The 22605-nt window shown below is 68.0% G+C and carries 21 protein-coding genes; 14 read left to right on the top strand and 7 right to left on the bottom strand.

Annotated elements, in window-relative coordinates; genetic code table 11:
* Positions 1–168 precede the first annotated feature (168 nt).
* From ABQE44_RS09295 to ABQE44_RS09280, 4 genes are all read right to left on the bottom strand, one after another.
* Entirely contained in the window at positions 169–1071 is a 903-nt protein-coding gene (locus tag ABQE44_RS09295) for an aldose 1-epimerase (RefSeq protein ID WP_448429322.1), read from the bottom strand.
* Between the two features lie 292 nt (positions 1072–1363).
* The gene (locus tag ABQE44_RS09290; RefSeq protein ID WP_448392438.1) at positions 1364–2425 is read right to left on the bottom strand and encodes an NAD(P)-dependent alcohol dehydrogenase; all 1062 of its coding nucleotides are present in this window, start codon (positions 2423–2425) and stop codon (positions 1364–1366) included.
* A 50-nt stretch (positions 2426–2475) separates the two neighbouring features.
* A complete protein-coding gene (locus tag ABQE44_RS09285; RefSeq protein ID WP_448429320.1) occupies positions 2476–3642 on the bottom strand; it encodes an FAD-binding oxidoreductase in 1167 nt (388 codons plus the stop codon).
* Positions 3643–3658: 16 nt separating this feature from the next.
* Positions 3659–4663, bottom strand: a complete 1005-nt coding sequence (locus tag ABQE44_RS09280) for an ABC transporter permease (RefSeq protein WP_448392436.1) — start codon at positions 4661–4663, stop codon at positions 3659–3661.
* Positions 4664–4765: 102 nt separating this feature from the next.
* Here ABQE44_RS09280 and ABQE44_RS09275 point away from each other — a divergent pair, with 102 nt between their 5' ends.
* The gene (locus ABQE44_RS09275) at positions 4766–5380 is read left to right on the top strand and encodes a TetR/AcrR family transcriptional regulator (protein ID WP_448429318.1); all 615 of its coding nucleotides are present in this window, start codon (positions 4766–4768) and stop codon (positions 5378–5380) included.
* Here ABQE44_RS09275 and ABQE44_RS09270 read toward each other — a convergent pair.
* A complete protein-coding gene (locus ABQE44_RS09270; protein WP_448392680.1) occupies positions 5375–6025 on the bottom strand; it encodes a GAP family protein in 651 nt (216 codons plus the stop codon). The two genes, ABQE44_RS09275 and ABQE44_RS09270, sit on opposite strands and share 6 nt — an antisense overlap.
* Positions 6026–6055: 30 nt before the next feature.
* Positions 6056–6457 carry an Rv0361 family membrane protein gene (locus tag ABQE44_RS09265; RefSeq protein ID WP_448392434.1) on the bottom strand — a complete coding sequence of 134 codons (402 nt, stop codon included), beginning with the start codon at positions 6455–6457 and terminating at the stop codon, positions 6056–6058.
* A gap of 169 nt (positions 6458–6626) precedes the next feature.
* Between ABQE44_RS09265 and clpB the strand changes: the two genes are divergently transcribed.
* The 7 genes from clpB (at position 6627) to nhaA (ending at position 15469) form a co-directional block, all read left to right on the top strand.
* Positions 6627–9206, top strand: a complete 2580-nt coding sequence (clpB, locus tag ABQE44_RS09260; RefSeq protein WP_448392433.1) for an ATP-dependent chaperone ClpB — start codon at positions 6627–6629, stop codon at positions 9204–9206.
* Positions 9207–9348: 142 nt separating this feature from the next.
* Positions 9349–10164 carry a trehalose monomycolate transport factor TtfA gene (gene ttfA, locus ABQE44_RS09255; RefSeq protein WP_448392432.1) on the top strand — a complete coding sequence of 272 codons (816 nt, stop codon included), beginning with the start codon at positions 9349–9351 and terminating at the stop codon, positions 10162–10164.
* Positions 10165–10178: 14 nt separating this feature from the next.
* Complete coding sequence (locus ABQE44_RS09250; RefSeq protein WP_448392431.1) at positions 10179–10967, top strand: SDR family NAD(P)-dependent oxidoreductase; 789 nt, start codon at positions 10179–10181, stop codon at positions 10965–10967.
* A 12-nt stretch (positions 10968–10979) separates the two neighbouring features.
* Positions 10980–11879 carry a hypothetical protein gene (locus tag ABQE44_RS09245; protein ID WP_448429316.1) on the top strand — a complete coding sequence of 300 codons (900 nt, stop codon included), beginning with the start codon at positions 10980–10982 and terminating at the stop codon, positions 11877–11879.
* Positions 11872–12513 carry a TrmH family RNA methyltransferase gene (locus tag ABQE44_RS09240; protein ID WP_448429314.1) on the top strand — a complete coding sequence of 214 codons (642 nt, stop codon included), beginning with the start codon at positions 11872–11874 and terminating at the stop codon, positions 12511–12513. Before ABQE44_RS09245 ends, ABQE44_RS09240 begins: the two co-directional genes overlap by 8 nt.
* Before the next feature lie 14 nt (positions 12514–12527).
* Positions 12528–13628: a glycoside hydrolase family 76 protein gene (locus tag ABQE44_RS09235; RefSeq protein ID WP_448429312.1), complete on the top strand. Its 1101-nt coding sequence runs from the start codon at positions 12528–12530 to the stop codon at positions 13626–13628.
* Positions 13625–15469, top strand: a complete 1845-nt coding sequence (gene nhaA / locus ABQE44_RS09230; RefSeq protein WP_448429310.1) for a Na+/H+ antiporter NhaA — start codon at positions 13625–13627, stop codon at positions 15467–15469. Before ABQE44_RS09235 ends, nhaA begins: the two co-directional genes overlap by 4 nt.
* Here the strand turns inward: nhaA and ABQE44_RS09225 are convergent.
* Positions 15466–16443, bottom strand: a complete 978-nt coding sequence (locus tag ABQE44_RS09225) for a LysR family transcriptional regulator (RefSeq protein ID WP_448429308.1) — start codon at positions 16441–16443, stop codon at positions 15466–15468. The genes nhaA and ABQE44_RS09225 overlap by 4 nt on opposite strands.
* Positions 16444–16580: 137 nt before the next feature.
* On the opposite strand from ABQE44_RS09225, the gene ABQE44_RS09220 reads away from it, so the two are divergent.
* The 6 genes from ABQE44_RS09220 to ABQE44_RS09195 are packed head-to-tail and all read left to right on the top strand — an operon-like array spanning position 16581 to position 22597.
* Positions 16581–17453 carry an FAD binding domain-containing protein gene (locus tag ABQE44_RS09220; RefSeq protein WP_448429306.1) on the top strand — a complete coding sequence of 291 codons (873 nt, stop codon included), beginning with the start codon at positions 16581–16583 and terminating at the stop codon, positions 17451–17453.
* Between the two features lie 18 nt (positions 17454–17471).
* Positions 17472–17954, top strand: coding sequence for a (2Fe-2S)-binding protein (locus ABQE44_RS09215; protein ID WP_448392424.1), 483 nt, complete (start codon positions 17472–17474; stop codon positions 17952–17954).
* Entirely contained in the window at positions 17951–20353 is a 2403-nt protein-coding gene (locus tag ABQE44_RS09210; RefSeq protein ID WP_448429304.1) for an aerobic carbon-monoxide dehydrogenase large subunit, read from the top strand. Before ABQE44_RS09215 ends, ABQE44_RS09210 begins: the two co-directional genes overlap by 4 nt.
* Before the next feature lie 8 nt (positions 20354–20361).
* Complete coding sequence (locus ABQE44_RS09205) at positions 20362–21135, top strand: XdhC family protein (protein ID WP_448429302.1); 774 nt, start codon at positions 20362–20364, stop codon at positions 21133–21135.
* Positions 21117–21713, top strand: a complete 597-nt coding sequence (locus ABQE44_RS09200) for a nucleotidyltransferase family protein (protein WP_448429300.1) — start codon at positions 21117–21119, stop codon at positions 21711–21713. The genes ABQE44_RS09205 and ABQE44_RS09200 overlap by 19 nt, the downstream gene beginning before the upstream one ends.
* On the top strand, positions 21710–22597 hold the full coding sequence (locus tag ABQE44_RS09195; protein WP_448429298.1) for an AAA family ATPase: 888 nt from the start codon (positions 21710–21712) through the stop codon (positions 22595–22597). The genes ABQE44_RS09200 and ABQE44_RS09195 overlap by 4 nt, the downstream gene beginning before the upstream one ends.
* Positions 22598–22605: the final 8 nt, after the last annotated feature.

Genomic DNA, 22605 nt, shown 5'->3' with positions numbered 1-22605 from the left:
CAGTCTTCGTGGTGGCGATACCAGTCAATAGTCGCAGACAGACCTTCCTCGAAGTCTCCGTACCGTGGGCGCACGGAAGCATTCGATAGGCGATGTAATGATTCTGGCATTAGTCGCCGCGGCGAAGACCAGGTGCGCTACCGCATGGTGCCAGGGATGTGGTGACGGTCACCGCACGCTGATCGAAAAGCGTACCGTTTCAGGCCTGCCCGGGACGGCACAGCGGTAGGTACCGCGGCGCAGCGAGTCGGTCGGGGCGGCCATCGGCTCGAAGCAGACGACGTCGTCGCTGCCGGGCGCGAAAATCTGCGCCGCCGGATAACCCGCCTCGAACCTGACGTCGAGGCGGTGGTCCCCGCCGGACAGCGAGAACACCGCCCCGTCGGGCACGTTGTCGAAGCCGTCGTCGTACTCGACGCGGCCGAGCGGTTCGGTGCCGCCGTGCCACTCCTGATGCCCCCCGGTCGGAATACCCCGGTCGTCCACCGGCAAGCGGCGCATGGCCGGAGTGGTCAGCCGCCACTGTTCGCGCGGCACACCGGGGATCGTCAGATAGGGGTGGTAGCCGAAGCACAACGGCACCGACGCCGACGTCGTCGCCATCACGGTGGTTTCGATGGTCAGCTTGCGTTCGCCGAGCGTGACGCTGTGGACCAGCAGGTGCGGGAATGGGAACGAGGCCAGCAGCCTGGGTTTGCCGCCGTAGTCGAGCACAGCCGTCAGCGAGTTCTCCGACCGGGCGGTTACCAGCCACCCCGGATAGGCGGCCAGCACACCGTGGATCGGAGCGCCGTGTTCGTCCGTGCGCACGCCACCGGCACCGGCGGTCAGGGTGACGACAGCGTCGTCGACACTATACGTGTTGTCGCTCAACCGGTTTGCCCACGGATACAGGAACGGAATGCCCATCGTCTTGCCGGATGTCACGTACGCGTCCAACCCGCGGCGCTGGCCGAGGAACTCATCACCCGCGTCGGCCAGCGAGGTGCCGACCATGCCGGCCGTCGGGACGAACGTCGCTGTCATCGACGATGCCGGATCCTTCAGCGTGACGCTCTCCAACTCGGCCATGTCAGCCGATCCTGCCACCGGATGCGGTTAGATCAAACGGTGATCGGAGATACGCGGGCGCACGACGAAACCGAAGCCCGCAACCTTGAGATCGTCCGCGCCGGTTTCGGCGCCTGGAGCGACGGCACTGGCAGCCCCGATCAGGCGCTGAGGGCGCGGCTCGCGACGGCGTGGCCTACCGCAACACCTATTCGTGGTTTCTGACGCTCGCCGACGACCGAATCGTCAGAGGTACAGCGCTTTTCGACAGCATCGCGTTCAACGATTTCTGGCAACGGGTGCCCGCCGACAGTCAGTCGTAGACGATCACCGCGCGGCCGACGAAATCGCCGTGGCCCAGTGCGTCGATGTGATCGTTGACCTCCTCGAAACGCACCTGCGTCACCGAATCTTTGATCTTGCCCGCCTCTGCCAGCGCCACGACCTCGGTGAGGTCGCTGTAGTTGCCCCAAAATGAACCGAACAATGTGTATTCGCGGCTGACCAGAGGGAACAGCGGCATGTCGACGCGATTGCCGACCAGCCCCACCGTCGCGACCGCGCCCTCGGTGGCCAGCAGCGCGAAGGCCAGCCGGATGCTGGTTTCGGCTCCCGCGCATTCGATGACCGCGTCGAACTCCCGTCGGCCGGTGACCTGCTCGAGCGCGTCGCGCACCTGATCGTCGGAGCGGTCGCCGATGTTGATGGTGTGATCGGCTCCGTTTTCTTTTGCCAGCGCGAGCTTTTCATCGTTGCGGGCCAGCGCCACCACCGTCGCCCCCGCGCCGAGCAGCTTCGCGTACTGCACGGCGTATGCGCCGAGCCCGCCGACGCCCATCACCGCCAGCGTGGTGCCCGGACCGAGCACCCCCGCGGAGCGGAGCTTCTTCAGGCCGCGGTAGGGGGTCAGGCCGGCGTCGGTCAGCGGCGCCAGGGACAGGGCCGACATCTGACCGCTGACCCTGATCAGCTGTCGGTAGGAGACCGGGACGTACTCCTGGTACCCGCCGTGCGGCCCGAAACCGATCCAGTGGCCCTGGTTGCAGATGTGCTGGTTGCCGCGATGACATTGGCGGCAGGAGCCGTCGCCTTGCGGCCCGAAGACCACCACATGGTCACCCTCCGCCAACGCTGCGGCGGCAGGAACGTCGGCGCCGAGCCGATCGATGGTCCCCGCGATCTCGTGACCCGGGGTCGCAGGCAGCGGCATATCCATCCCGAAGTAGCCGTCGATGAGCTGAAAGTCGGTGCGGCACATGCCCGCTCCGCCCACCTTCACCAGTACCTGGTCGGGTTCGATGTCGGGTATCGGGATCTCTTCGAGCTTGAGCGGTTGCCGGTATCCGTACATCCGTGCGGCGCGCATGGTCGGCATAGGCTTCTCCTCAGCCTGAACTGATCTTGAGCAGTGTATGAGCCCGCCGCTCAGTTGGATAGCGGATCGTGCTGAATCCGCTCGGCCGGCGCCCCTTTGGCGATCAGCGCGGCCTTGGTGGCCTCGACCATCTGCGGCCCGCCGCAGATCAAAATCTGGCGGTCGCCCCAGTTGCCGTACCGGGTCACCACGTCGGGCAGCCTGCCGGTCTGGCGCACGTGCAGCCCGCGAGGCGGGTTGACGTCGGGATACTCCGACGCCCACGGCGGATCGACGTTGTACTCCGACACCGGCGTCACCGACAGCCACGGATTCTGCGAGGCGATCTGCCACAGGGTGTGCAGGTCGTAGAGGTCGCAGGGGTAGCGCCCGCCGAAGAACAGCTGCACCCGGGGGTTCACCCCGCACCGGGTGAGGTCCATGATCAGCGCCCGCAGCGGGGCCAGGCCGGAGCTGCCGGCGACCATCAGCACATCGCCGCCGTTGCGGTCGATGTGCAGGCCGCCGTGCGGGTTGGACAGCCGCCACCGGTCACCGGGTCGGGTCTCGCCGACGATCGCGGTGCTCACCATGCCGCCGGTGACCGAGCGGATGTGGAACTCGATGCCCCCGCTGGGTTCGGCCGGAATCGACGGGCTCAAATACCGCCACCGCCGCGGCCACTGCGGCACCTGCACGGTGACGTACTGGCCGGGGTGGTAGGCCAGCGGTCGGTCCAGTTGCAGGCGTACCACCGAGACGTCACGGGTGGCGCGGATGTGCTCGATCACCGTGCCGTCGCAGTACGGCGGGCCCTCCTCGGCCTCGGCCGCCCCCCGCATGACACCGATGAACAGCGCGACCGCATCGTGGCTGGCCTCGGCCAGCCTGTCATCCCAGCGCTCGACGAGGTGATCGCGCAGCGACCTCAGCAGGGCGCGTTGCATGCTGTCGTAATGCTGTTGTGTCACACCGTATTTGCGGTGATCGCGACCGAGCTGGGCCAGGAAGGTCACCGGCTCGTCGGCGCGTTGCGCGACGAGTTCGCCGAACAACCAGGTCAACGCCTGCGCGAACACGGCGCGCTGCTGGGCCATATCGGGTGGAAACAAGTCGCGCACCGACGGGTCGGTGGCGAACCAGTGGGTGTAGAAGGTGCGGATCAGATCGTCGGAGCCGAGCGCGGGGTCGACGGCGTGGCGCAGCATTTGCAGCGCGTCACGGTCGTCGAGTCCCACGCCGCCCGAGTGTAAGTCAGCTCGGCCCCCGGCTCCGTTGGCGCAGCGCGGCGATGACCATCAGAGCCGCACCGGCCAGCACCCAGAGACTCAGCACGAGGACCGGCACGGCCCCGCCTGCGCCGTCGAAGAACGCCGTCGACCGCAGGAGGGTGGCATTGGCGCCCTGCGGCAACCACTGACCGACCTCACCCCAGCCGCTGGGCAACATCTCCGGCGCACTGTTCAGCCCCGACAACGGGTTGCCGACCAGCACCGCCAGCAGCGCGCCGACGATCAACCCGATCCGCCCGAACACCGAGCCCAGCCCCATGATCGTCAGCCCCGCGGCAAGCACGCCCAGCGTCAAACCGGCGGTGACACCCCAGAAGTTCTGGTCGATCGAGCCGAGCACGAAGCGCAGCAGCGCCGCGATCGTCACGCCGGAGACCGCGGCGAAGGCGATCATGGCCGCCACTCGCGTCCAGATCTCGCGCCGAAGCACCAAGACCAGCGCAATCGCGGGCAGCAGCGCGGCCAACGTGAGCGGCAACGCCGAGGCGGCCAGCCCGATGCCGCGCGGATCGTCGGCGGTGGGCGGCGCGAGATCCTCGACCTGGACCTGCGCGCCGGTCTGTTTGGCGATGCCGTTGGCGACCTGGGTGAGCATTTGCGCGACGGCCGGGCTGGCCCCGGTGGCGATCAGCAGTGTCCGCCCGTCGGGACTGAATGCCATGCCGCCGTAGACATCCCGGCTTTCGATGGCGTCGCGCAGCGCCGCTTCGCCGGGATAGTAGGTGACGGCGAACGCGCCGGGGGCCTGCTGCTGCAGCAGTGCCTCGACTTGACCCGCCGCGGCCTGCGGGCCCGCCGCGCCGATCGGTACGTCGCGGGGCGCCGTGTGCACGGCGGGCAGCGCGAAGGCCAGCGCGACGATCGCGACCACGACGGTGAGCACCAGCACGATGCCGGTCGCGCGGATCGCCGCGGACGGTTCGTGGCTCGGAGTGAAGGGCGAGGTGTCCAGCTGTGTTTCGGTCATGGTTCGAAACCTTTTCATCTGGTGTTGAATTAATGCCTTGCGCCGAGCGTAACGCCGCTGGGGGAAGGATTTCAACAGTTATTGAAATGTTAGTGTCGCAATATGCGTTCACCAGCCCGGGTGGCCAAACGGCGCGGCCGCCGCCAGGGTGACCCGGTGTCGCGGGAGGCGGTGCTGGCGGCGGCCAAGAAGCGGTTCGCCACCGAGGGTTACGACAAGACGACGCTGCGGGCGATCGCGCGGGATAGCCATGTCGATCCGGCGATGGTGCTCTATCTGTTCGGTTCGAAGGCCGAGCTGTTTCGCGAGTCGTTGCGGTTGATCGTGAATCCCGACGTGTTGATCGCCGCGCTCACCGGCGCGCCCGGCGACGACCCCGACATCGGCACCCGGATGGTGCGCGCATACCTGCGGATCTGGGCCGAACCCGACACCGGTCCCACCATGGTGGCGATGCTGCAGTCGGCCACCTCCAACAGCGACGCCCACGAGGCGTTTCGCGGGTTCATGCAGAACTACGTGCTGACCGCGGTGTCGGGCGTGCTCGGCGGTGACGAGAACGCGCGGCTGCGCGCGATGCTGGCCGCCAGCCAGCTCGTCGGCATGGCGATGCTGCGGTATGTGATGAAGATCGGACCGTTGGCGGCCCTGCCCGACGACGAGGTGGTGAGGCTGATCGCCCCGACGGTGACGCGGTACCTCACCGACGAGCTATAGGTGCGAAATCCCCTTGTACAGCACCATGAGCCCGATCACGACGAGGATCACCGCCATCAGGACCGCGTGCTGTTGCTCCATCCAGTCCTTCAGCCGCGCCAGGGCGTTGTCGAGGCGTTTCCCGGACACGGCGTAGCCGAGAATCGGTATCACCACCGACGACGCGGCGACCACCACGAACCACGCCACGGCCGCCCAGACGCTCGATCGGCCCATGCCGGCCGAGCCGATCGCCAAACCCGCCGCGGCGCAGATGAGCAACACCTTGGGGTTGACCACGGTCAGCGCCAGCGCCGTACCGCCCGCACGGGCCGGGGTCAGCTTGCTCAAGCTCTGCATCCAGCGCGGCATGTGCGCGGACTTCTTGCGCATCGACCACCGGTAGATGCCGAACGCGATCAGCGCGACGCCCACGGCGATGCGCAGCCATGAGGCCCAGCCGGGAGGCTCGCGGTCCAGCCCGCCGAGCAGGCTGGAGACCGCGAGGAAGGCCGTCGTCAGCACGGCGATGCCGATCACCCAGCCGGCCAGAAACGACAACCCGGTCGGGCGCGGGCGCGCGGTGTGTAGCACCAGCACCGCCGGGATGATCGACAGCGGGGACAGCGCCACGACGAGCGCCAACGGGATGAGTTCGGTGAGCACCGATACCAGCACGGATAACCTTTCGTTGAACTAAATGGCCTCGACGGCGTGATATCGGCAGGCCTTCCACTGCGCGCCCTCGCGGACGAACTCGACGGCCAGTGTCTCAGTGTGGTGGGCCGCCTCGAAGCGCACGGTGGCCATCGCCGACGTCGCCGGATCGCCCGCCACCGATACCGCTCCGACGCTGATGCGCGTCGGCCCGTCGACGCGCCTGCTGGAATACCAGCCCGGCTCGAAACCGTCATCGTTGCGCATCGCGGCGCACACATACATGGCGAACGCATCGAAGTCGAAGCGGTTATACGAGTCGTTCATGCCGTTGAGCACCGCACGGACCTGTTCCTGATCGGTCGCCGCCCGGGCTGTGCTGGACGGCCACGCCAAGCCGAGCACCGCGAGGACCGTCAACGCGGCGATCAAACGCACCATGTGTCAAGGGTCGCCGACCCGAGTGTGCGGATTGGTACGCCGGGACCGGCGTGTTGCGGATGAAACCGCACGACCGCGGAAAGTTTGGCAGACTTGAGCGGAACAGACTCAACATTGACTGCGTTGTACATCGCGACAACGCTTTCCTTTAGACGAAACGGAGGTAGTCGTGGACTCGTTTAACCCGACGACCAAAACCCAGGCGGCGCTGACGTCGGCGTTGCAGGCGGCCACCGCCGCTGGCAACCCGCAGATCGCGCCCGAACACCTGCTGATGGCATTGCTGACGCAGAACGACGGCATTGCCGCCCCGCTGTTGGAGGCCGTCGGAGTTGACCCCGCGACGATCCGGGCCGAGACCCAGCGGTTGCTCGACCGGTTGCCCAGCGCCACCGGTGCGGCCACCCAGCCGCAGCTGTCGCCGCAGTCGCTGACCGCGATCACCGCTGCGCAGCACCTGGCCACCGAGATGGACGACGAATACGTCTCCACCGAGCACCTGCTCGTCGGCCTCGCCGGCTACTCGGGTCGCTCCGCAGGCTCCGCTCCTGAAGGCGACAGCGACACCGCCAAGCTGCTGAGCGGCCACGGCGCCTCCCCGCAGGCGCTGCGCGAGGCGTTCACCAAGGTGCGCGGCAGTGCGCGCGTCACCAGCGCCGACCCCGAGGGCACCTACCAGGCGCTGGAGAAGTACTCCACCGACCTGACCGCCCGCGCCAAGGAAGGCAAGCTGGACCCGGTCATCGGGCGCGACAACGAGATTCGTCGCGTCGTGCAGGTACTGAGCCGACGCACCAAGAACAACCCGGTGCTGATCGGTGAACCCGGCGTCGGCAAAACCGCGATCGTGGAGGGCCTGGCCCAGCGCATCGTGGCCGGCGACGTGCCGGAGAGCCTGCGCGACAAGACCGTCGTCAGCCTGGACCTGGGCTCGATGGTGGCGGGATCGAAGTACCGCGGCGAGTTCGAGGAACGGCTCAAGGCCGTGCTCGACGAGATCAAGAACTCGGCGGGCCAGATCATCACGTTCATCGACGAGCTGCACACCATCGTCGGCGCCGGTGCGACCGGCGAGGGTTCGATGGACGCCGGCAACATGATCAAACCCATGCTGGCGCGCGGCGAGCTGCGTCTGGTCGGCGCGACCACGCTCGACGAGTACCGCAAGTACATCGAGAAGGACGCCGCGCTGGAGCGCCGCTTCCAGCAGGTGTTCGTCGGCGAACCGTCGGTGGAGGACACCATCGGCATCCTGCGTGGTCTCAAGGATCGCTACGAGGTGCACCACGGTGTGCGGATCACCGACTCCGCGTTGGTGTCCGCCGCGACGCTGTCGGACCGCTACATCACCGCGCGGTTCCTGCCCGACAAGGCCATCGACCTGGTCGACGAAGCCGCATCGCGGTTGCGGATGGAGATCGACTCCCGGCCGGTCGAGATCGACGAGGTCGAGCGGCTGGTGCGTCGCCTCGAAATCGAGGAGATGGCCCTCTCGAAGGAAGAGGACGAGGCCTCCAAGGAGCGGCTGGAGAAGTTGCGCGCCGAGTTGGCCGACTACAAGGAGAAGTTGGCCGAGCTGACCACCCGCTGGCAGAACGAGAAGAACGCCATCGACGTGGTCCGCGAGCTCAAGGAGCAGCTCGAGTCGATGCGCGGCGAGGCCGACCGCGCCGAACGTGACGGCGATCTGGAACGCGCCGCCGAGCTGCGCTACGGCCGTATTCCGGAGGCCGAGAAGAAGCTCGACGCCGCGTTGCCGCATGCCGAGGCGCGGGAGGACGTCATGCTCAAGGAGGAGGTCGGACCCGACGACATCGCCGAGGTGGTGTCGTCGTGGACCGGCATTCCGGCCGGCCGGATGCTCGAGGGCGAGACCGCAAAGCTGCTGCGGATGGAAGACGAACTGGGTAAACGGGTCGTCGGGCAACGGAAGGCGGTCACTGCGGTTTCTGATGCGGTCCGCAGAAGCCGTGCCGGGGTCGCCGACCCGAACCGGCCCACGGGTTCGTTCATGTTCCTGGGCCCGACCGGTGTCGGTAAGACCGAGCTGGCGAAGGCGCTGGCGGAGTTCCTGTTCGACGACGAACGCGCGATGGTCCGCATCGACATGAGCGAGTACGGCGAGAAGCATTCGGTGGCTCGGCTGGTCGGTGCGCCCCCGGGCTACATCGGCTACGACCAGGGCGGTCAGTTGACCGAGGCGGTGCGCAGGCGTCCGTACACGGTGATCCTGTTCGACGAGATCGAGAAGGCCCACCCGGACGTGTTCGACGTGCTGTTGGCCGTGCTCGACGAGGGCCGGTTGACCGACGGTCAGGGCCGCACGGTCGACTTCCGCAACACCATCCTGATCCTGACGTCGAACCTGGGTGCCGGCGGCACCGAGGAGCAGGTGATGGCCGCGGTGCGCGCGGCGTTCAAACCCGAGTTCATCAACCGGCTCGACGACGTGATCGTCTTCGACGGGCTCAACCCCGAGGAGTTGGTCCACATCGTCGACATCCAGCTGGCTCAGCTGGCCAAGCGCCTCGAGCAGCGCCGCCTGACGCTGGAGGTGTCGGCGCCCGCCAAGAAGTGGTTGGCCCACCGTGGGTTCGACCCACAGTACGGCGCCCGGCCACTGCGTCGGCTGATCCAGCAGGCGATCGGCGACCAGCTGGCCAAGCTGCTGCTGGCCGGGACCGTGCACGACGGCGACGTGGTGCCGGTCAACGTCAGCCCCGACGGGGACTCGTTGGTGTTGGGCTGAGCCCCCTACCACCCGCGACGCTGCATTCCGGCAGCGAAATGTCGAGTAGACACCTGCCGGAATACAGTTTCGCGGCTCGGATGCGGGACCGTGACCAATCCGAGTTCGGGATTTGGCGGCTCCTGCAAGTAGGCTGAGCGTAATGGTGCCGCTTTGGTTCACGCTGTCCGCACTCTGTTTCGTGGGTGCGGCGGTGCTGCTGTACGTCGACATCGATCGTCGACGCGGGCTGGGCCGACGACGCAAGTCGTGGGCCAAGTCGCACGGGTTCGACTACGAACACGAATCCTCGGACATCCTCAAACGCTGGAAGCGCGGGGTGATGTCGACGGTCGGCGACGTGAGCGCCAAGAACGTGGTGCTCGGTCAGATCCGTGGCGAAGCGGTGTTCATCTTCGACCTCGAAGACGTCGCGACGGTGATCGCGCTGCACCGCAAGGTGGGCACCAACGTCGTCGTCGACCTGCGGCTCAAGGGAATCGCCGAGCCGCGCGAGAACGACATCTGGCTGCTGGGCGCCATTGGGCCGCGGATGGTCTACTCGACCAACCTCGACGCCGCCCGGCGCGCATGTGACCGGCGGATGGTCACGTTCGCCCACACCGCCCCCGACAGCGCCGAGATCATGTGGAACGAGGAGCACTGGACGCTGGTCTCCATGCCGGTGACGTCCACCCGCGCCCAGTGGGACGAGGGTTTGCGCACGGTGCGCCAGTTCAACGACCTGCTTCGGGTGCTGCCGCCGACGCCGCAGTCCGGTGCGCAGGCCGCGCCGGCCCGACGCAATGCGGCACCGAGCCGCCCGCTGGTACCGGGCCGCGCAGAAGCTCACCCGCCCGCCCGCCCAGATCCGCCCGAGCGCGCCGGTCGCTACCCACAGCCGCCGGCTCCGCCCGAAGGCGTCCGCCGCCCGCCGCAGGCGCGTAATGGACGGCAGTCACCGCACTACCAGCGGTAAGTACCCTCTTAGGCATGTCACGCCCTGTCGCGCTGATCACCGGACCGACGGCCGGCCTTGGTGAGGGGTTCGCGCGCCGGTACGCCCTCGACGGCTACGACCTGGTGCTGGTCGCCAGGGACGCCGAGCGTCTCGAACGCCTGGCCGCCGAACTGCGCAGCGAAGGCGGCGCGGACGTCGAAGTGATCGTCGCCGATCTCGCCGAAGCCACCGACCGGGCCAAGGTCGCCGACCGGCTGACCGCCGGGGTGCAGGTCCTGGTCAACAACGCCGGGTTCGGCACCTCCGGCGAGTTCTGGACCGCCGACTACGCGCTGCTGCAGTCCCAGCTCGACGTCAACGTCACCGCGGTCATGCAGCTCACCCACGCCGCCTTGCCCCCGATGCTGGCCGCCCACGACGGCACCGTGATCAACGTCGCCAGCGTCGCCGGGTTGCTGCCCGGGCGCGGTTCGACGTACTCGGCGTCGAAGGCCTGGGTGGTCGCGTTCTCCGAGGGGCTGGCCAACGGGCTGGGCGGCACCGGCGTCGGTGTCTATGCGCTGTGCCCGGGATTCATCCGCACCGAGTTCCACCAGCGCGCGGGCATCGAGATGAGCGGCACCCCCTCGATTCTGTGGCTGCAGGTCGACGACGTGGTGCGCGAGACGATGGCCCACGTGCGCAAGGACACCAAGAAGAACGCTGTCGTGATCGTTCCCGGGCTGCAGTACAAGGTGCTCACCACTGGAGGGCGCCTCATACCGCGCAGGCTGGTGCGGGCCATGACGAAAGTTGTTGGCCGTGGCCGGAACAGAACCTAGATCCGGACATACGTGCGCGCGCTGATCGCGACGCTGGCCGCGGTTGTCGTCGTCGCGGCCCCGGCGTGTTCCACCGACGACCGGCTCGAATCTCCCTACGCCGCGCAGACCGCCGCCGTCGGCGAATCGCTCGCGGTGCTGGGCTGGAACATGTCGGTGTCGAACCTGCGCGTCGAGGGCGACCACGTGCTGATCGACGTCGACGCCGCACCCGCACAGCCCGACGCCCCGCACGCCAAGCCCGAGGACATCAGGTTCGGCCTCTACGGTGCGCTGGCCCACCCGATCGAGGCCAACGCCATCGGCGGCTGCCGTGACGTCACAAACCTTGCGCTGCAACCGGTTTCTGAATCCACGCCGGACCGGATGTCGGGCACGGTGTGCCTGGGCCCGCACCGCGACCTGGTGCAGGTGCGCGGGGTGTACGTGTACTCGCCGCAGGACCGGATCGCCGGTACGACGACGGCTCATCCGGCGGCGTTCCCGGTCGGGTTGCCGCCGACGACGGACAACGAGACCGGCCTGTCGATCCAGACCACGAGCCTCGACGCGTTCCGTGCCGACGGGGCGATGCTGGGCCCGAACGCGCTCGGCGACCCCGACGCGTTCCAAGGCGGGGGCTACATGCTGCTCGGGCTCGAGATCAGCGGCCTGGCAGAGCAATACCGCGAAGCCTCGCTGCGCCGAGGTGGCCCGACGATGATCGTGGTGTCACCGACGCTGCCCGTGCCGGGACTGAGCCACGCCTGCGACGTCTACGGCGCCTCGGTCCTGGTGCTGCCCGACGCGTCGCGCGACGCGGTGCAGGTGCGGGTGTCGCTGTGTTCGCAGGGCGAAATCAACCAGGCCCTGTTGTACAGCACCGTTTCGGTGATCGGCACCCACGCCGGGCTGTGGATCGCCGATGGATGAGCCTGGCCCTACCGAATGGGGGCAGCGCCCCGGCGTCGGACCGTGGCAGGGCCCGCAGCCCGACGACCCGCGCTACGACCCCGCGCTGCTGCGTGACGGCGACACCCGCAATGTCGTTGACGCTTATCGCTATTGGACACGTGAAGCGATCGTCGCCGACATCGACACCAGACGGCACCCGCTGCACATCGCGATCGAGAACTTCGGCAACGACGCCAACATCGGCGCCGTGGTGCGCACCGCGAACGCGTTCGCCGTCGACACCGTGCACATCGTCGGGCGGCGGCGTTGGAACCGGCGCGGCGCCATGGTAACCGACCGCTATCAGCGGTTGCGCCACCACGACACCACCGCGGCGCTGCTGGCGTTCGCCGCCGATGCCGGGTTGACCGTCGTCGCCGTCGACAACGTGCCGGGCGCCGCGCGCATCGAACACACCGTGCTGCCGCGGCAGTGCTTGATGATCTTCGGTCAGGAGGGCCCCGGCATCACCGACGACGCCAAGACCGGCGCGGCCCTCACCTTGTCGATCGCGCAGTTCGGATCCACCCGCAGCATCAACGCCGCCGTCGCCGCGGGTATCGCGATGCATACCTGGATCACCCAACACGGGGACATTTCGACGGCCTGGTAGGGCAGGATCAACACATGGATCAGGTATGGGCCAACCGCGCAGCCAGCGCCGAAGCCGCGATCGAGAAACGACACCTGAGAAAGCTGTGGGGGCTGCCCGGCACACAACTCGGCGTGGTCGCCTGGCCCCCGGCGCGCAACCACCGATGGTTCGGCACCTGGCACTACTGGTGGCAGGCCCACCTGCTCGACAACCTGGTCGACGCGCAGGTCCGCGACCCTTCGCCCGAGCGGGAGAAGGCGATCCGCAACCAGATCCGCGCCCACTGGCTGCGCAACACCGGCTGGGTCAACGACTACTACGACGACATGGCCTGGCTGGCGCTGGCGCTGGAGCGCGCCGGGCGGCTGGCCGGCGTCGAATACCCCAAGGCGCTGAAGAGGCTGGCCGAACAGTTCGTCAACGCGTGGGTGCCCGAAGACGGCGGTGGCATCCCGTGGCGCAAACAGGACCAGTTCTTCAACGCTCCCGCCAACGGGCCGGCCGCCATTTTCCTCGCCCGCTACGATGACCGGCTGCGGCGCGCACAGCAGATGGCCGACTGGCTCGACGAGACCCTGATCGACCCGGAAACTCATCTGGTGTTCGACGGCATCAAGGCCGGCTCGCTGGTGCGCGCCCAGTACACCTACTGCCAGGGCGTCGTGCTCGGTTTGGAAACCGAGCTCGCCGTGCGCACCGAGGACCCCGACCACGCCCGGCGGGTGCATCGGCTCGTCAACGCCGTCAAGGACCACATGGCACCGGGCGGGGTGATCCGCGGAGCAGGCGGCGGCGACGGCGGGCTGTTCAACGGAATTTTGGCTCGCTACCTCGCGTTGGTCGTCACCATGCTGCCGCAAGATGACCCGCAGGACGCCGCGGCGCGCGACACCGCCCGCTCACTGGTGCTGGACTCCGCGCAGGCCGCCTGGGACAACCGCCAAACCGTCGACGGTCTGCCGCTGTTCCCCGCGTTCTGGGACCGCGTCGCCGAAATACCCACGGTCGCAAGCGAAGAAGCGCAGTTCGTGGCCGGTGCCGTCAACGCCTCCGAGGTGGCCGAACGTGACCTATCGGTACAGCTGGCCGGCTGGATGTTGATGGAAGCCGCGCACGCCGCCTCCCAAACGTGACCGCCGCATCCGCGCCGCGGATCATCCGCCTGCTGCCCGCACGGTTCAGTCGCGACGGCAGGGCGTCGCACACCGGTGAGAACAGCGCGGCGGCGCTGCTGCTTACCTTCACGCTCATCGCCATCCTCTGGGCGAATTCACCGTGGGACCAGAGCTATTGGGCCTTCTTGGATACCCACATCGGGTTCACGTTCGGGACCAGCAGCTACGAGCTGACCGTCAAGCATCTGGTCAACGACGGCCTGATGACGTTCTTCTTCTTCATCGTCGGCCTCGAGGTCACCCGCGAGTTCACAATCGGCGAGCTCACCGACCGCTCGCGGGCGGCAGTGCCCGTCGCCGCCGCGATCGCCGGGCTGGTGCTGCCCGCGCTCATCTTCGTCCTGATCAACTCATCGGGAGAGAACGCGCACGCGTGGGGTGTGGTGATCTCCACCGATACCGCGTTCTTGGTCGGTGCGCTGGCCATCATCAAACCCAAATGCCCTGGGCGGCTACGGATCTTCCTGTTGACACTGGCGGTGGTCGACGACGTCGGCGCGCTGATCGTCATCGCGGTGTTCTACTCCGACGCCATCGAGGTGGCGCCGCTGGTTGCGGCGATGGCGCTGATCGTGGCGATCGCGCTGGTGCGGTTTCTGCCCAAGGCCCGCGGACCGGCATATGCGGTGCTGGGGTTCGCGCTGTGGGTGGCGTTGGCCGCCGCGGGCATCCATCCGACGCTGGCCGGTGTCGCCCTCGCGCTGCTGATCCCGGTCTTCACCCCCGAACGCCAGAGCGTCGAACAGGCGATCGAGGTGATCCGGGCGTTCCGGCAGTCGCCGAACTCGCGCTACGCGCGCACTGCGGCGCGCCGGCTGCGCGAGTCGATCTCGATCAACGAGCGACTGCAGACCGACTTCGGGCCGTATGTGTCGTATTTCGTGCTGCCACTGTTCGCGTTGGTCAATGCCGGAGTGCACCTGGACGCCGAAAGCCTTGCCGTGGCGTTCCGGTCGTCGTTGACCTGGGGCATCATCGCTGGCCTGGTGCTCGGCAAGTTCATCGGCATCACCGCCGCGACCTGGTTCACGCAGCGCAGCCGCTACGGGCAGTTGGCGCCCGGGCTGACCGTCAAGCGGCTGGCGGGCGGTGCCGCGCTGTCCGGAATCGGATTCACCATCTCGCTTTTCATCGTCGACATCGCGATCGCCGACCCCGACCGCCAGGATCAGGCCCGCATCGGTGTGCTGGCCGCCTCGCTGCTGGCGTTCGCACTCGGCTGGGCGATATTCCGGATCACCGACTGGCTCAGCCCACCAGAACCTATCGGGGTCAAGATGATTCGACCGATCGACTCCGAGCGCGACCACATCCGCGGCAACCCCGACGCCCCACTGAGCCTGGTCGAATACGGCGACTTCGAATGCCCGTTCTGCAGCCGCACCACGGGCGCCATCGACGAGGTGCTCGCCCATTTCGGTGACCAGCTGTGCTACGTGTGGCGCCACCTGCCGCTGGAACGGGCGCATCCGCGGGCCTTCGACGCCGCGCGGGCCAGCGAGGCCGCCGCGCTCCAGGACAGGTTCTGGGAGATGGGCCACGAGCTATTCGGACACCAGGACGATCTGGAGTGGTCGGATATGTACCGCTACGCGGTGGCCGCGGGCTGCGACATCGAGCAGTTCGACCAGGATGTGCGTGTGCATCCGTCGAAGGTGCTGCACCGGGTGACCGACGACGCGCAGGATGCCGAGGAGATGGACCTCAACGCGACCCCGACGTTCTTCGTCAACGGCAGGCGGCATAAGGGCCCGTGGGACGCCGCCAGCCTGATCCGCGCGTTGGAGGCGGCCCGCTAGCTCCAGAGCGTGACGTGGATCTTGGGCCGAAACCGCCGCACGCTCACACCGGCGCCCCGCAGCATCGCCTGGGTGCACCGCGGTGTGGTGATGAACCGGAGCAACTCGGAGGCGGCGGGCTGGCGGGCTGCGGGTGACAATGTCATCGCGCACCACTCGCCTGGCCGCTGCAGCCGCGGACCCTTGACGTGCACGAGCCGGCCCGCGGCCAGGTCCTTACCCACGGCGAAACCGATCGCCAGGCTGACACCGCCGACATGCTCGACCTCCTCCAATGCGGCGGCGTCACTTTGGAAGATCCGCTGTTGTCCTTCCGGAATCGCCAGATCCTCGAGCATCAAGGCGATCTCACCGTCGACGCTGCCCGCCGACGGGCCGAGCATCCACTGTTGTTCGTGCAGCGCCGAAAGGGGTGGCGGCACATCGGCGAACGCCGCCAACGGGTTGTTGGGCGCTGTCACCGTCAGGATCTGGTAGTTGAGGAACGGCCGCAGGACGATCGACCCGTCGTCGAGGCCGCCGACGTCGTCGGCGATACGGCCCAGGGCAATGTCCACGGCCCGGGAGGCGATCAGTTCCCGGAACCGGCTCGTCGGGTGCACGCTCAGCTCCACCGAGAGGTCCTTGGCGCGCGCCGAGAACAGCTCGATGAGGCCAGGCGCCGCGTGTTCGGCGAACGCGCTGGACGCCGCGACGCGCAGCAGCCGCCGACCGTGGGCGGCCTCGGTGACCTCGATCGCCGTCTGCTGCTGCAGGCCGAGGATCTCCACGGCCCGGCTGGCCAGCCGCAGACCGCCGGGGGTGAACGCCAGACCCGCAGACGTCCGGGTGAACAACGGGTCGTCGAGTTCCTTGCGCAACTGCGCGACGTGCATGGAGATCCCGGCGTCGGATACGCCGAGTTCCTCGGCGGCCGCGTGCACCGAACCCAACCGCACGACGGCCGAGAACGCACGAAGCTGAGCCGGGGTCACGACGTGAGACTACGTCGGTAGTCGCCGGACCGGACCGAAGTCGACGGGCCAGTTAAGCGATCGCTTAACTCGCGGTTGACGCCCTGGTCAACGGCACCCACACTGGGGGCCCAGCCCAAATCTGTGAGGACGATCACATGCAGGTCCCCGGACCATTCGAATACGAACGCGCCACCAGCGTCAGTCACGCCGTCGGGCTCCTGGACCGCCTCGGAGACGGGGCGATGGTCGTCGCGGGCGGCCACAGCCTGTTGCCGATGATGAAGCTGCGCATCGCCAACCCCGAGTACCTCGTCGACATCAACGACCTGGTGGGCGAGCTGGGCTACATCGAGGTGGAACCGAGCCGGGTGCGCATCGGCGCGATGACGCGGCACCGACAGGCCCTGGAGTCCGACGCGCTCGCCGCGGTGTGCCCGATCTTCCGGGACGCCGAGAAGGTGATCGCCGACCCGGTGGTCCGCAACCGCGGCACCGTCGGCGGCTCCCTGTGCCAGGCCGATCCCGCCGAGGATCTGACGACCGTGTGCACCGTGCTCGACGCGGTGTGCGTGGCACGCGGCCCGTCGGGAGAGCGCGAGATCCCGATCGACGACTTTCTGGCCGGGCCGTACGAGACCGCGCTGGCCCACAACGAACTGCTCACCGAGGTCCGTATCCCGCTGCGCCGGCACAGCTCCAGCGCCTACGCGAAGGTCGAGCGTCGCGTCGGGGACTGGGCGGTCGCTGCGGCCGGCGCCACGGTGACGCTGGACGGTGACACGCTGGCCACGGCTCGGCTCGGGCTGACCGCGGTCAACACCGACCCGGCCGCGCTGGCCACCGTCGGTGCGGGCCTGGCCGGGCGGCCGGCCACCGAGGAGACGTTCGCCGAGGCGGGCCGCGACGCCGCGCAGGCGTGCAACCCGGTCAGCGATATGCGCGGCAGCGCGGAGTACAAGCGCCACCTCGCCTCCGAGCTCATCATCCGAACGTTGCGCACCGCGGTGGCGCGGGCGCGAAACAACTGAGGCCGAAGGGGTCTGAGAATGCAAGTGAACATGACCGTCAACGGCGAACCGGTGGCCGCCGAGGTTGAGCCCCGCACGCTGCTCGTGCACTTCCTGCGAGACCAGCTGCGGCTCACCGGAACCCATTGGGGTTGCGATACCAGCAACTGCGGCACCTGTGTGGTCGAGATGGACGGCGAGCCGGTCAAGTCGTGCACGGTGCTCGCTGCGATGGCCAGCGGGCGCGCCATCCGCACCGTGGAGGGCCTGGAGGTCGACGGCCAACTCGATCCCGTGCAGGAAGGCTTCATGCAGTGCCACGGGCTGCAGTGCGGCTTCTGCACTCCCGGGATGATGATCACCGCGCGCGCCCTGCTGGACAAGGATCCCGACCCCGACGAGGACACCATCCGGGAAGCCATCTCCGGGCAGATCTGTCGCTGCACCGGCTACACGACGATCGTGCGGTCCATCCAGTGGGCCGCCAAAGCCGGCGCGACAGAAGAGGCGGCGAACGCATGACCACCACCGAAGTACGCCCGGAAGGGTTGCCCGGCGACGCCGTCGACAACGACCAGAAGCCGTGCGGACACGGCCGGATGCTGCGCAAGGAGGATCCCCGGTTCATCAGGGGCCGCGGCAACTACGTCGACGACGTGGCCCTGCCGGGGATGCTGCACCTGGCGATCCTGCGCTCACCGTATGCGCACGCCCGCATTGTCGGCATCGATACCACTGCGGCACAAGCACATCCGAAGGTCAAGGCCGTGGTCACCGGCGCAGATCTGGCCGCCAAGGGGTTGGCGTGGATGCCGACGCTGTCCAACGATGTGCAGGCCGTGCTGGCCACCGACAAGGTGCGCTTCCAGGGTCAGGAGGTGGCCTTCGTAGTCGCCGAGGACCACTACTCGGCGCGCGACGCGCTCGAGCTCATCGACGTCGACTACGACCCCGTCGACCCCGTGATCGACGCCCGCCGTGCCCTCGAGCCCGACGCCCCGGTGATCCGCACGGATCTGGAGGGCAAGACCGACAACCACTGCTTTGACTGGGAAACCGGCGATGCCGCCGCGACCGAAGCCGCGTTCGCCAAGGCCGACGTCGTCGTCAAACAGGAAATCGTCTATCCCCGTGTGCATCCGGCGCCGATGGAAACCTGCGGCGCCGTCGCCGATCTGGACCCGGTCAGCGGCAAGCTGACCCTGTGGTCGACCACCCAGGCGCCGCACGCGCACCGCACGCTGTACGCGTTGGTCGCCGGGCTGCCCGAGCACAAGATCCGAGTCATCGCCCCCGACATCGGCGGCGGGTTCGGCAACAAGGTGCCGATCTACCCGGGTTACGTGTGCGCGATCGTCGGCTCGCTGCTGTTGGGCAAGCCGGTCAAGTGGATGGAGGACCGCAGCGAGAACCTGACGTCCACCGGGTTCGCCCGCGACTACATCATGCTCGGCGAGATCGCCGCCACCAACGACGGCAAGATTCTGGCGATCCGGTCCAACGTGCTGGCCGACCACGGCGCGTTCAACGGCACCGCGGCCCCGGTGAAGTATCCGGCCGGGTTCTTCGGAGTGTTCACCGGCAGCTACGACATCGAGGCCGCGTACTGCCATATGACCGCGGTGTACACGAACAAGGCGCCCGGCGGGGTGGCCTATGCCTGTTCGTTCCGCATCACCGAGGCGGTCTACCTCGTCGAGCGGTTGGTGGACTGTTTGGCCTACGAGCTGAAGATGGATCCCGCGCAGCTGCGGCTGGCGAACCTGCTCAAACCCGAACAGTTCCCGTACAAGTCCAAGACCGGCTGGGTCTACGACTCCGGCGACTACGAGACCACGATGCGGCTGGCCATGGAGATGGTCGACTACGACGGGTTGCGCGCCGAACAGAAGGAGAAGCGCGAGCGCGGCGAGCTGATGGGCATCGGCATGTCGTTCTTCACCGAGGCCGTGGGCGCAGGCCCGCGCAAGGACATGGACATCCTCGGCCTCGGCATGGCCGACGGCTGCGAGCTGCGGGTGCATCCCACCGGCAAAGCCGTTGTGCGGCTGTCGGTTCAGACCCAGGGCCAAGGCCACGAGACGACGTTCGCCCAGATCGTCGCCGAGGAACTGGGCATCCCGCCCGACGACATCGACGTGGTGCACGGCGACACCGACCAGACCCCGTTCGGGCTCGGCACCTACGGCAGCCGCTCCACCCCGGTGTCGGGTGCGGCGGCCGCCCTGGTGGCACGCAAGGTCCGCGACAAGGCCAAGATCATCGCCGCGGGAATGCTCGAGGCCAGCGTCGCCGACCTGGAGTGGGACAAGGGCACCTTCCGGGTCAAAGGAGACCCGTCGGCCTCGGTCACCATCGCCGACATCGCGATGCGGGCCCACGGCGCAGGCGACCTGCCCGAGGGTCTCGAAGGCGGCCTGGACGCGTCGATCTGTTACAACCCCGAGAACCTCACCTATCCGTACGGCGCGTACTTCTGCGTCGTCGACATCGACCCCGGCACCGCGGTGGTCAAGGTGCGCCGGTTCCTCGCCGTCGACGATTGCGGCACCCGCATCAACCCGATGATCATCGAGGGGCAGGTGCACGGCGGCATCGTCGACGGGATCGGCATGGCGCTGATGGAGATGATCGCCTTCGACGAGGAGGGCAACTGCCTGGGCGGATCGCTGATGGACTACCTGATCCCGACCGCCGTCGAGGTTCCCAACCTGGAGACCGGCCACACCGTGACGCCATCGCCGCACCACCCGATTGGCGCGAAAGGAGTCGGCGAGTCGGCCACCGTCGGCTCACCACCCGCGGTCGTCAACGCCGTGCTGGATGCGTTGGCGCCGTTCGGTGTTCGCCACGCCGACATGCCGCTGACCCCGTCGCGGGTGTGGGAGGCGATGCAGGGCCGGGCGCAACCGCCGATCTAGGAGCTGACATGACGATCACCGAACGCGTCACCCAATTGCGGCGCGCACGCACACCGTTCGTGCACGCCACCGTGGTACGTGCCCAACAACCCGCGTCGGCACACGCGGGCGATGAGGCGATCCTGTTATCGGACGGCACGATTGAGGGGTTCGTCGGCGGGCACTGCGCGCAGAACTCGGTACGCAAGGCCGCGCTGGGCGCGTTGCAGGCCGGGGAGAGCGTGCTGCTGCGGGTGCTGCCCGACGGCGACGTGCACTATCCGGACGCGCCCGGCGCGTGTGTCGTCGTCAACCCGTGTCTGTCGGGCGGGGCGCTGGAGATCTTCCTGGCGCCCCAGGTGCCCCCACCCCTGGTCCGGATCTGCGGCGCCACCCCGATCGCCGATGCGCTGGCCCAGATGTGCACGGTCCTGGGCTACGACGTCGCACGCGACGACGGCGATTTCGGCCGCGCCACCGCGGTCGTCATCGCCACCCACGGGGGACCGGAGGCCGAGATGATCCGCGCGGCGCTCGATGCCGGCGCGGGATACGTCGGGTTGGTGGCCAGCAGGGTCCGCGGCCAGGCGATCCTCGACGAACTCGACCTGACCGATGCGCAGCGGCAACGTGTACACACCCCGGTGGGCCTGCCGATCGGCGCGAAGACACCGGCGGAGATCGCGGTGTCCATCCTGGCCGAGGTCATCCGGGGCATCCGCGTCGACGGCCTGACCGCCGCCCGCGCCGCGGCGAGCACACCCGAGACGCCGAGAGAGGAAGCATGCCACGGTCACCGGTGACGGGAATTGTGCTGGCGGCGGGGTCATCTCGCCGGTTGGGTGGTACGCCTAAGCAGCTGTTGAAACTCGGTGACACCACCCTGCTGGGCGCCACCCTCGCGGTCGCCAGAAGTTGTCCGTTCGACCAGCTCATCGTCACCCTCGGCGGCGCGGCGGATGCGGTGCGCAAGGCGGTGTTCCTCGACGGCATCGACATCGTGATCGCCGACGACGCCGCATCGGGTTGTTCCTCGTCGCTGCGCACCGCGTTGCCGTGGGTGGACCCGCGCGCCGAGGGCATCGTGCTGATGCTAGGCGACCAGCCGGGCGTGGCACGTGAGACGGTCACCGAACTCATCGCGGCGGGCCGGCGGGCCCCGATCGCGGTGTGCCGGTATGCTGACGGCATCGGCCATCCGTTCTGGTTGAGCCGCAAAGTGTTTGGCGATCTCGCCGAATTGCACGGTGACAAGGGTGTGTGGCGGATGATCGAGTCCGATCGGTACGACGTGCGGCACGTCGACATCGACGAGTCGATACCGCTGGACGTCGACACCTGGGACGACTACGAACGCCTGCTCGCATCGGTGGCGCGATGACCCGATCATCGGCACTGTTCGCCGATGTCGACGACGTCATCCGTCGCTTCGACTCCCACGACTACCTGCTGGACACCGGTACTGCGTCGGCGATCTATCTGGCGGTCACGCTGGGACGTCCGCTGCTGCTGGAGGGCGAACCCGGGGTCGGCAAGACGACTGCGGCCAAAGTCCTTGCCGCGGTTTCGGGTTCACCACTGCTGCGGCTGCAGTGCTACGAGGGGCTGACCGCCGCCGAGGCGCTCTACGACTGGAACTATCAACGTCAGCTGCTGTCGATCCGGTTGGCCGAAGCCCGCGGCGACGGGATCGACGAATCCGATCTGTACACCGAGGCGTATTTGGTCGACCGGCCGATCCTGCAGTGCGTCCGGTACCGCGGACCCGGCGCGCCGATCCTGCTGATCGACGAGATCGACCGAGCCGACGACGAATTCGAGGCGCTGCTGCTGGAGTTCCTCGGCGAAGCCGCCGTCACCGTGCCGGAACTGGGCACCTTTGTCGCCGACCGGCCACCGATCGTCGTGCTCACCTCGAACCGCAGCCGTGATCTGCACGACGCGCTGCGGCGGCGGTGCCTGTACCACTGGATCGACTACCCGGACCCGGTGCGCGCAGCGGACATCTTGCGCCGCACCGTGCCCGGCGCAAGCGCCCCGCTGATCGAGCACGCCGCCCAGTTCGTCGGCGCGACAAGGAGTCTCGACCTCGATAAGCCACCAGGCGTTGCGGAAACTATCGACTGGGTCGCCGCGCTCGTCGCGCTCGGGGTGACCGACCTGGTCGGTGCTGACAGTGAACGAGGTCTGGCCAGTTTGGGTGCACTGGCCAAAACCCCCGACGATTACGCGGCGATCAACGATGCGTTCGCCGAGTACCGCTGAAAACTGAG

This window comes from Mycolicibacterium sp. XJ2546 (genome assembly GCF_053483195.1).
The sequence above is the reverse complement of the archived record's forward strand: the minus strand, read 5'-3'. Positions and strand labels throughout refer to the sequence as shown.

What these genes read in the sequence shown, in the direction of transcription:
- ABQE44_RS09295 (WP_448429322.1), bottom strand. Translation starts at nt 1,071, where the DNA reads ATGGCCGAGTTGGAGAGCGTCACGCTGAAGGATCCGGCATCGTCGATG.
- ABQE44_RS09290 (WP_448392438.1), bottom strand. Translation starts at nt 2,425, where the DNA reads ATGCCGACCATGCGCGCCGCACGGATGTACGGATACCGGCAACCGCTC.
- ABQE44_RS09280 (WP_448392436.1), bottom strand. Translation starts at nt 4,663, where the DNA reads ATGACCGAAACACAGCTGGACACCTCGCCCTTCACTCCGAGCCACGAA.
- ABQE44_RS09275 (WP_448429318.1), top strand. Translation starts at nt 4,766, where the DNA reads ATGCGTTCACCAGCCCGGGTGGCCAAACGGCGCGGCCGCCGCCAGGGT.
- ABQE44_RS09265 (WP_448392434.1), bottom strand. Translation starts at nt 6,457, where the DNA reads ATGGTGCGTTTGATCGCCGCGTTGACGGTCCTCGCGGTGCTCGGCTTG.
- ttfA (WP_448392432.1), top strand. Translation starts at nt 9,349, where the DNA reads ATGGTGCCGCTTTGGTTCACGCTGTCCGCACTCTGTTTCGTGGGTGCG.
- ABQE44_RS09250 (WP_448392431.1), top strand. Translation starts at nt 10,179, where the DNA reads ATGTCACGCCCTGTCGCGCTGATCACCGGACCGACGGCCGGCCTTGGT.
- ABQE44_RS09240 (WP_448429314.1), top strand. Translation starts at nt 11,872, where the DNA reads ATGGATGAGCCTGGCCCTACCGAATGGGGGCAGCGCCCCGGCGTCGGA.
- ABQE44_RS09235 (WP_448429312.1), top strand. Translation starts at nt 12,528, where the DNA reads ATGGATCAGGTATGGGCCAACCGCGCAGCCAGCGCCGAAGCCGCGATC.
- ABQE44_RS09220 (WP_448429306.1), top strand. Translation starts at nt 16,581, where the DNA reads ATGCAGGTCCCCGGACCATTCGAATACGAACGCGCCACCAGCGTCAGT.
- ABQE44_RS09215 (WP_448392424.1), top strand. Translation starts at nt 17,472, where the DNA reads ATGCAAGTGAACATGACCGTCAACGGCGAACCGGTGGCCGCCGAGGTT.
- ABQE44_RS09210 (WP_448429304.1), top strand. Translation starts at nt 17,951, where the DNA reads ATGACCACCACCGAAGTACGCCCGGAAGGGTTGCCCGGCGACGCCGTC.
- ABQE44_RS09205 (WP_448429302.1), top strand. Translation starts at nt 20,362, where the DNA reads ATGACGATCACCGAACGCGTCACCCAATTGCGGCGCGCACGCACACCG.
- ABQE44_RS09200 (WP_448429300.1), top strand. Translation starts at nt 21,117, where the DNA reads ATGCCACGGTCACCGGTGACGGGAATTGTGCTGGCGGCGGGGTCATCT.
- ABQE44_RS09195 (WP_448429298.1), top strand. Translation starts at nt 21,710, where the DNA reads ATGACCCGATCATCGGCACTGTTCGCCGATGTCGACGACGTCATCCGT.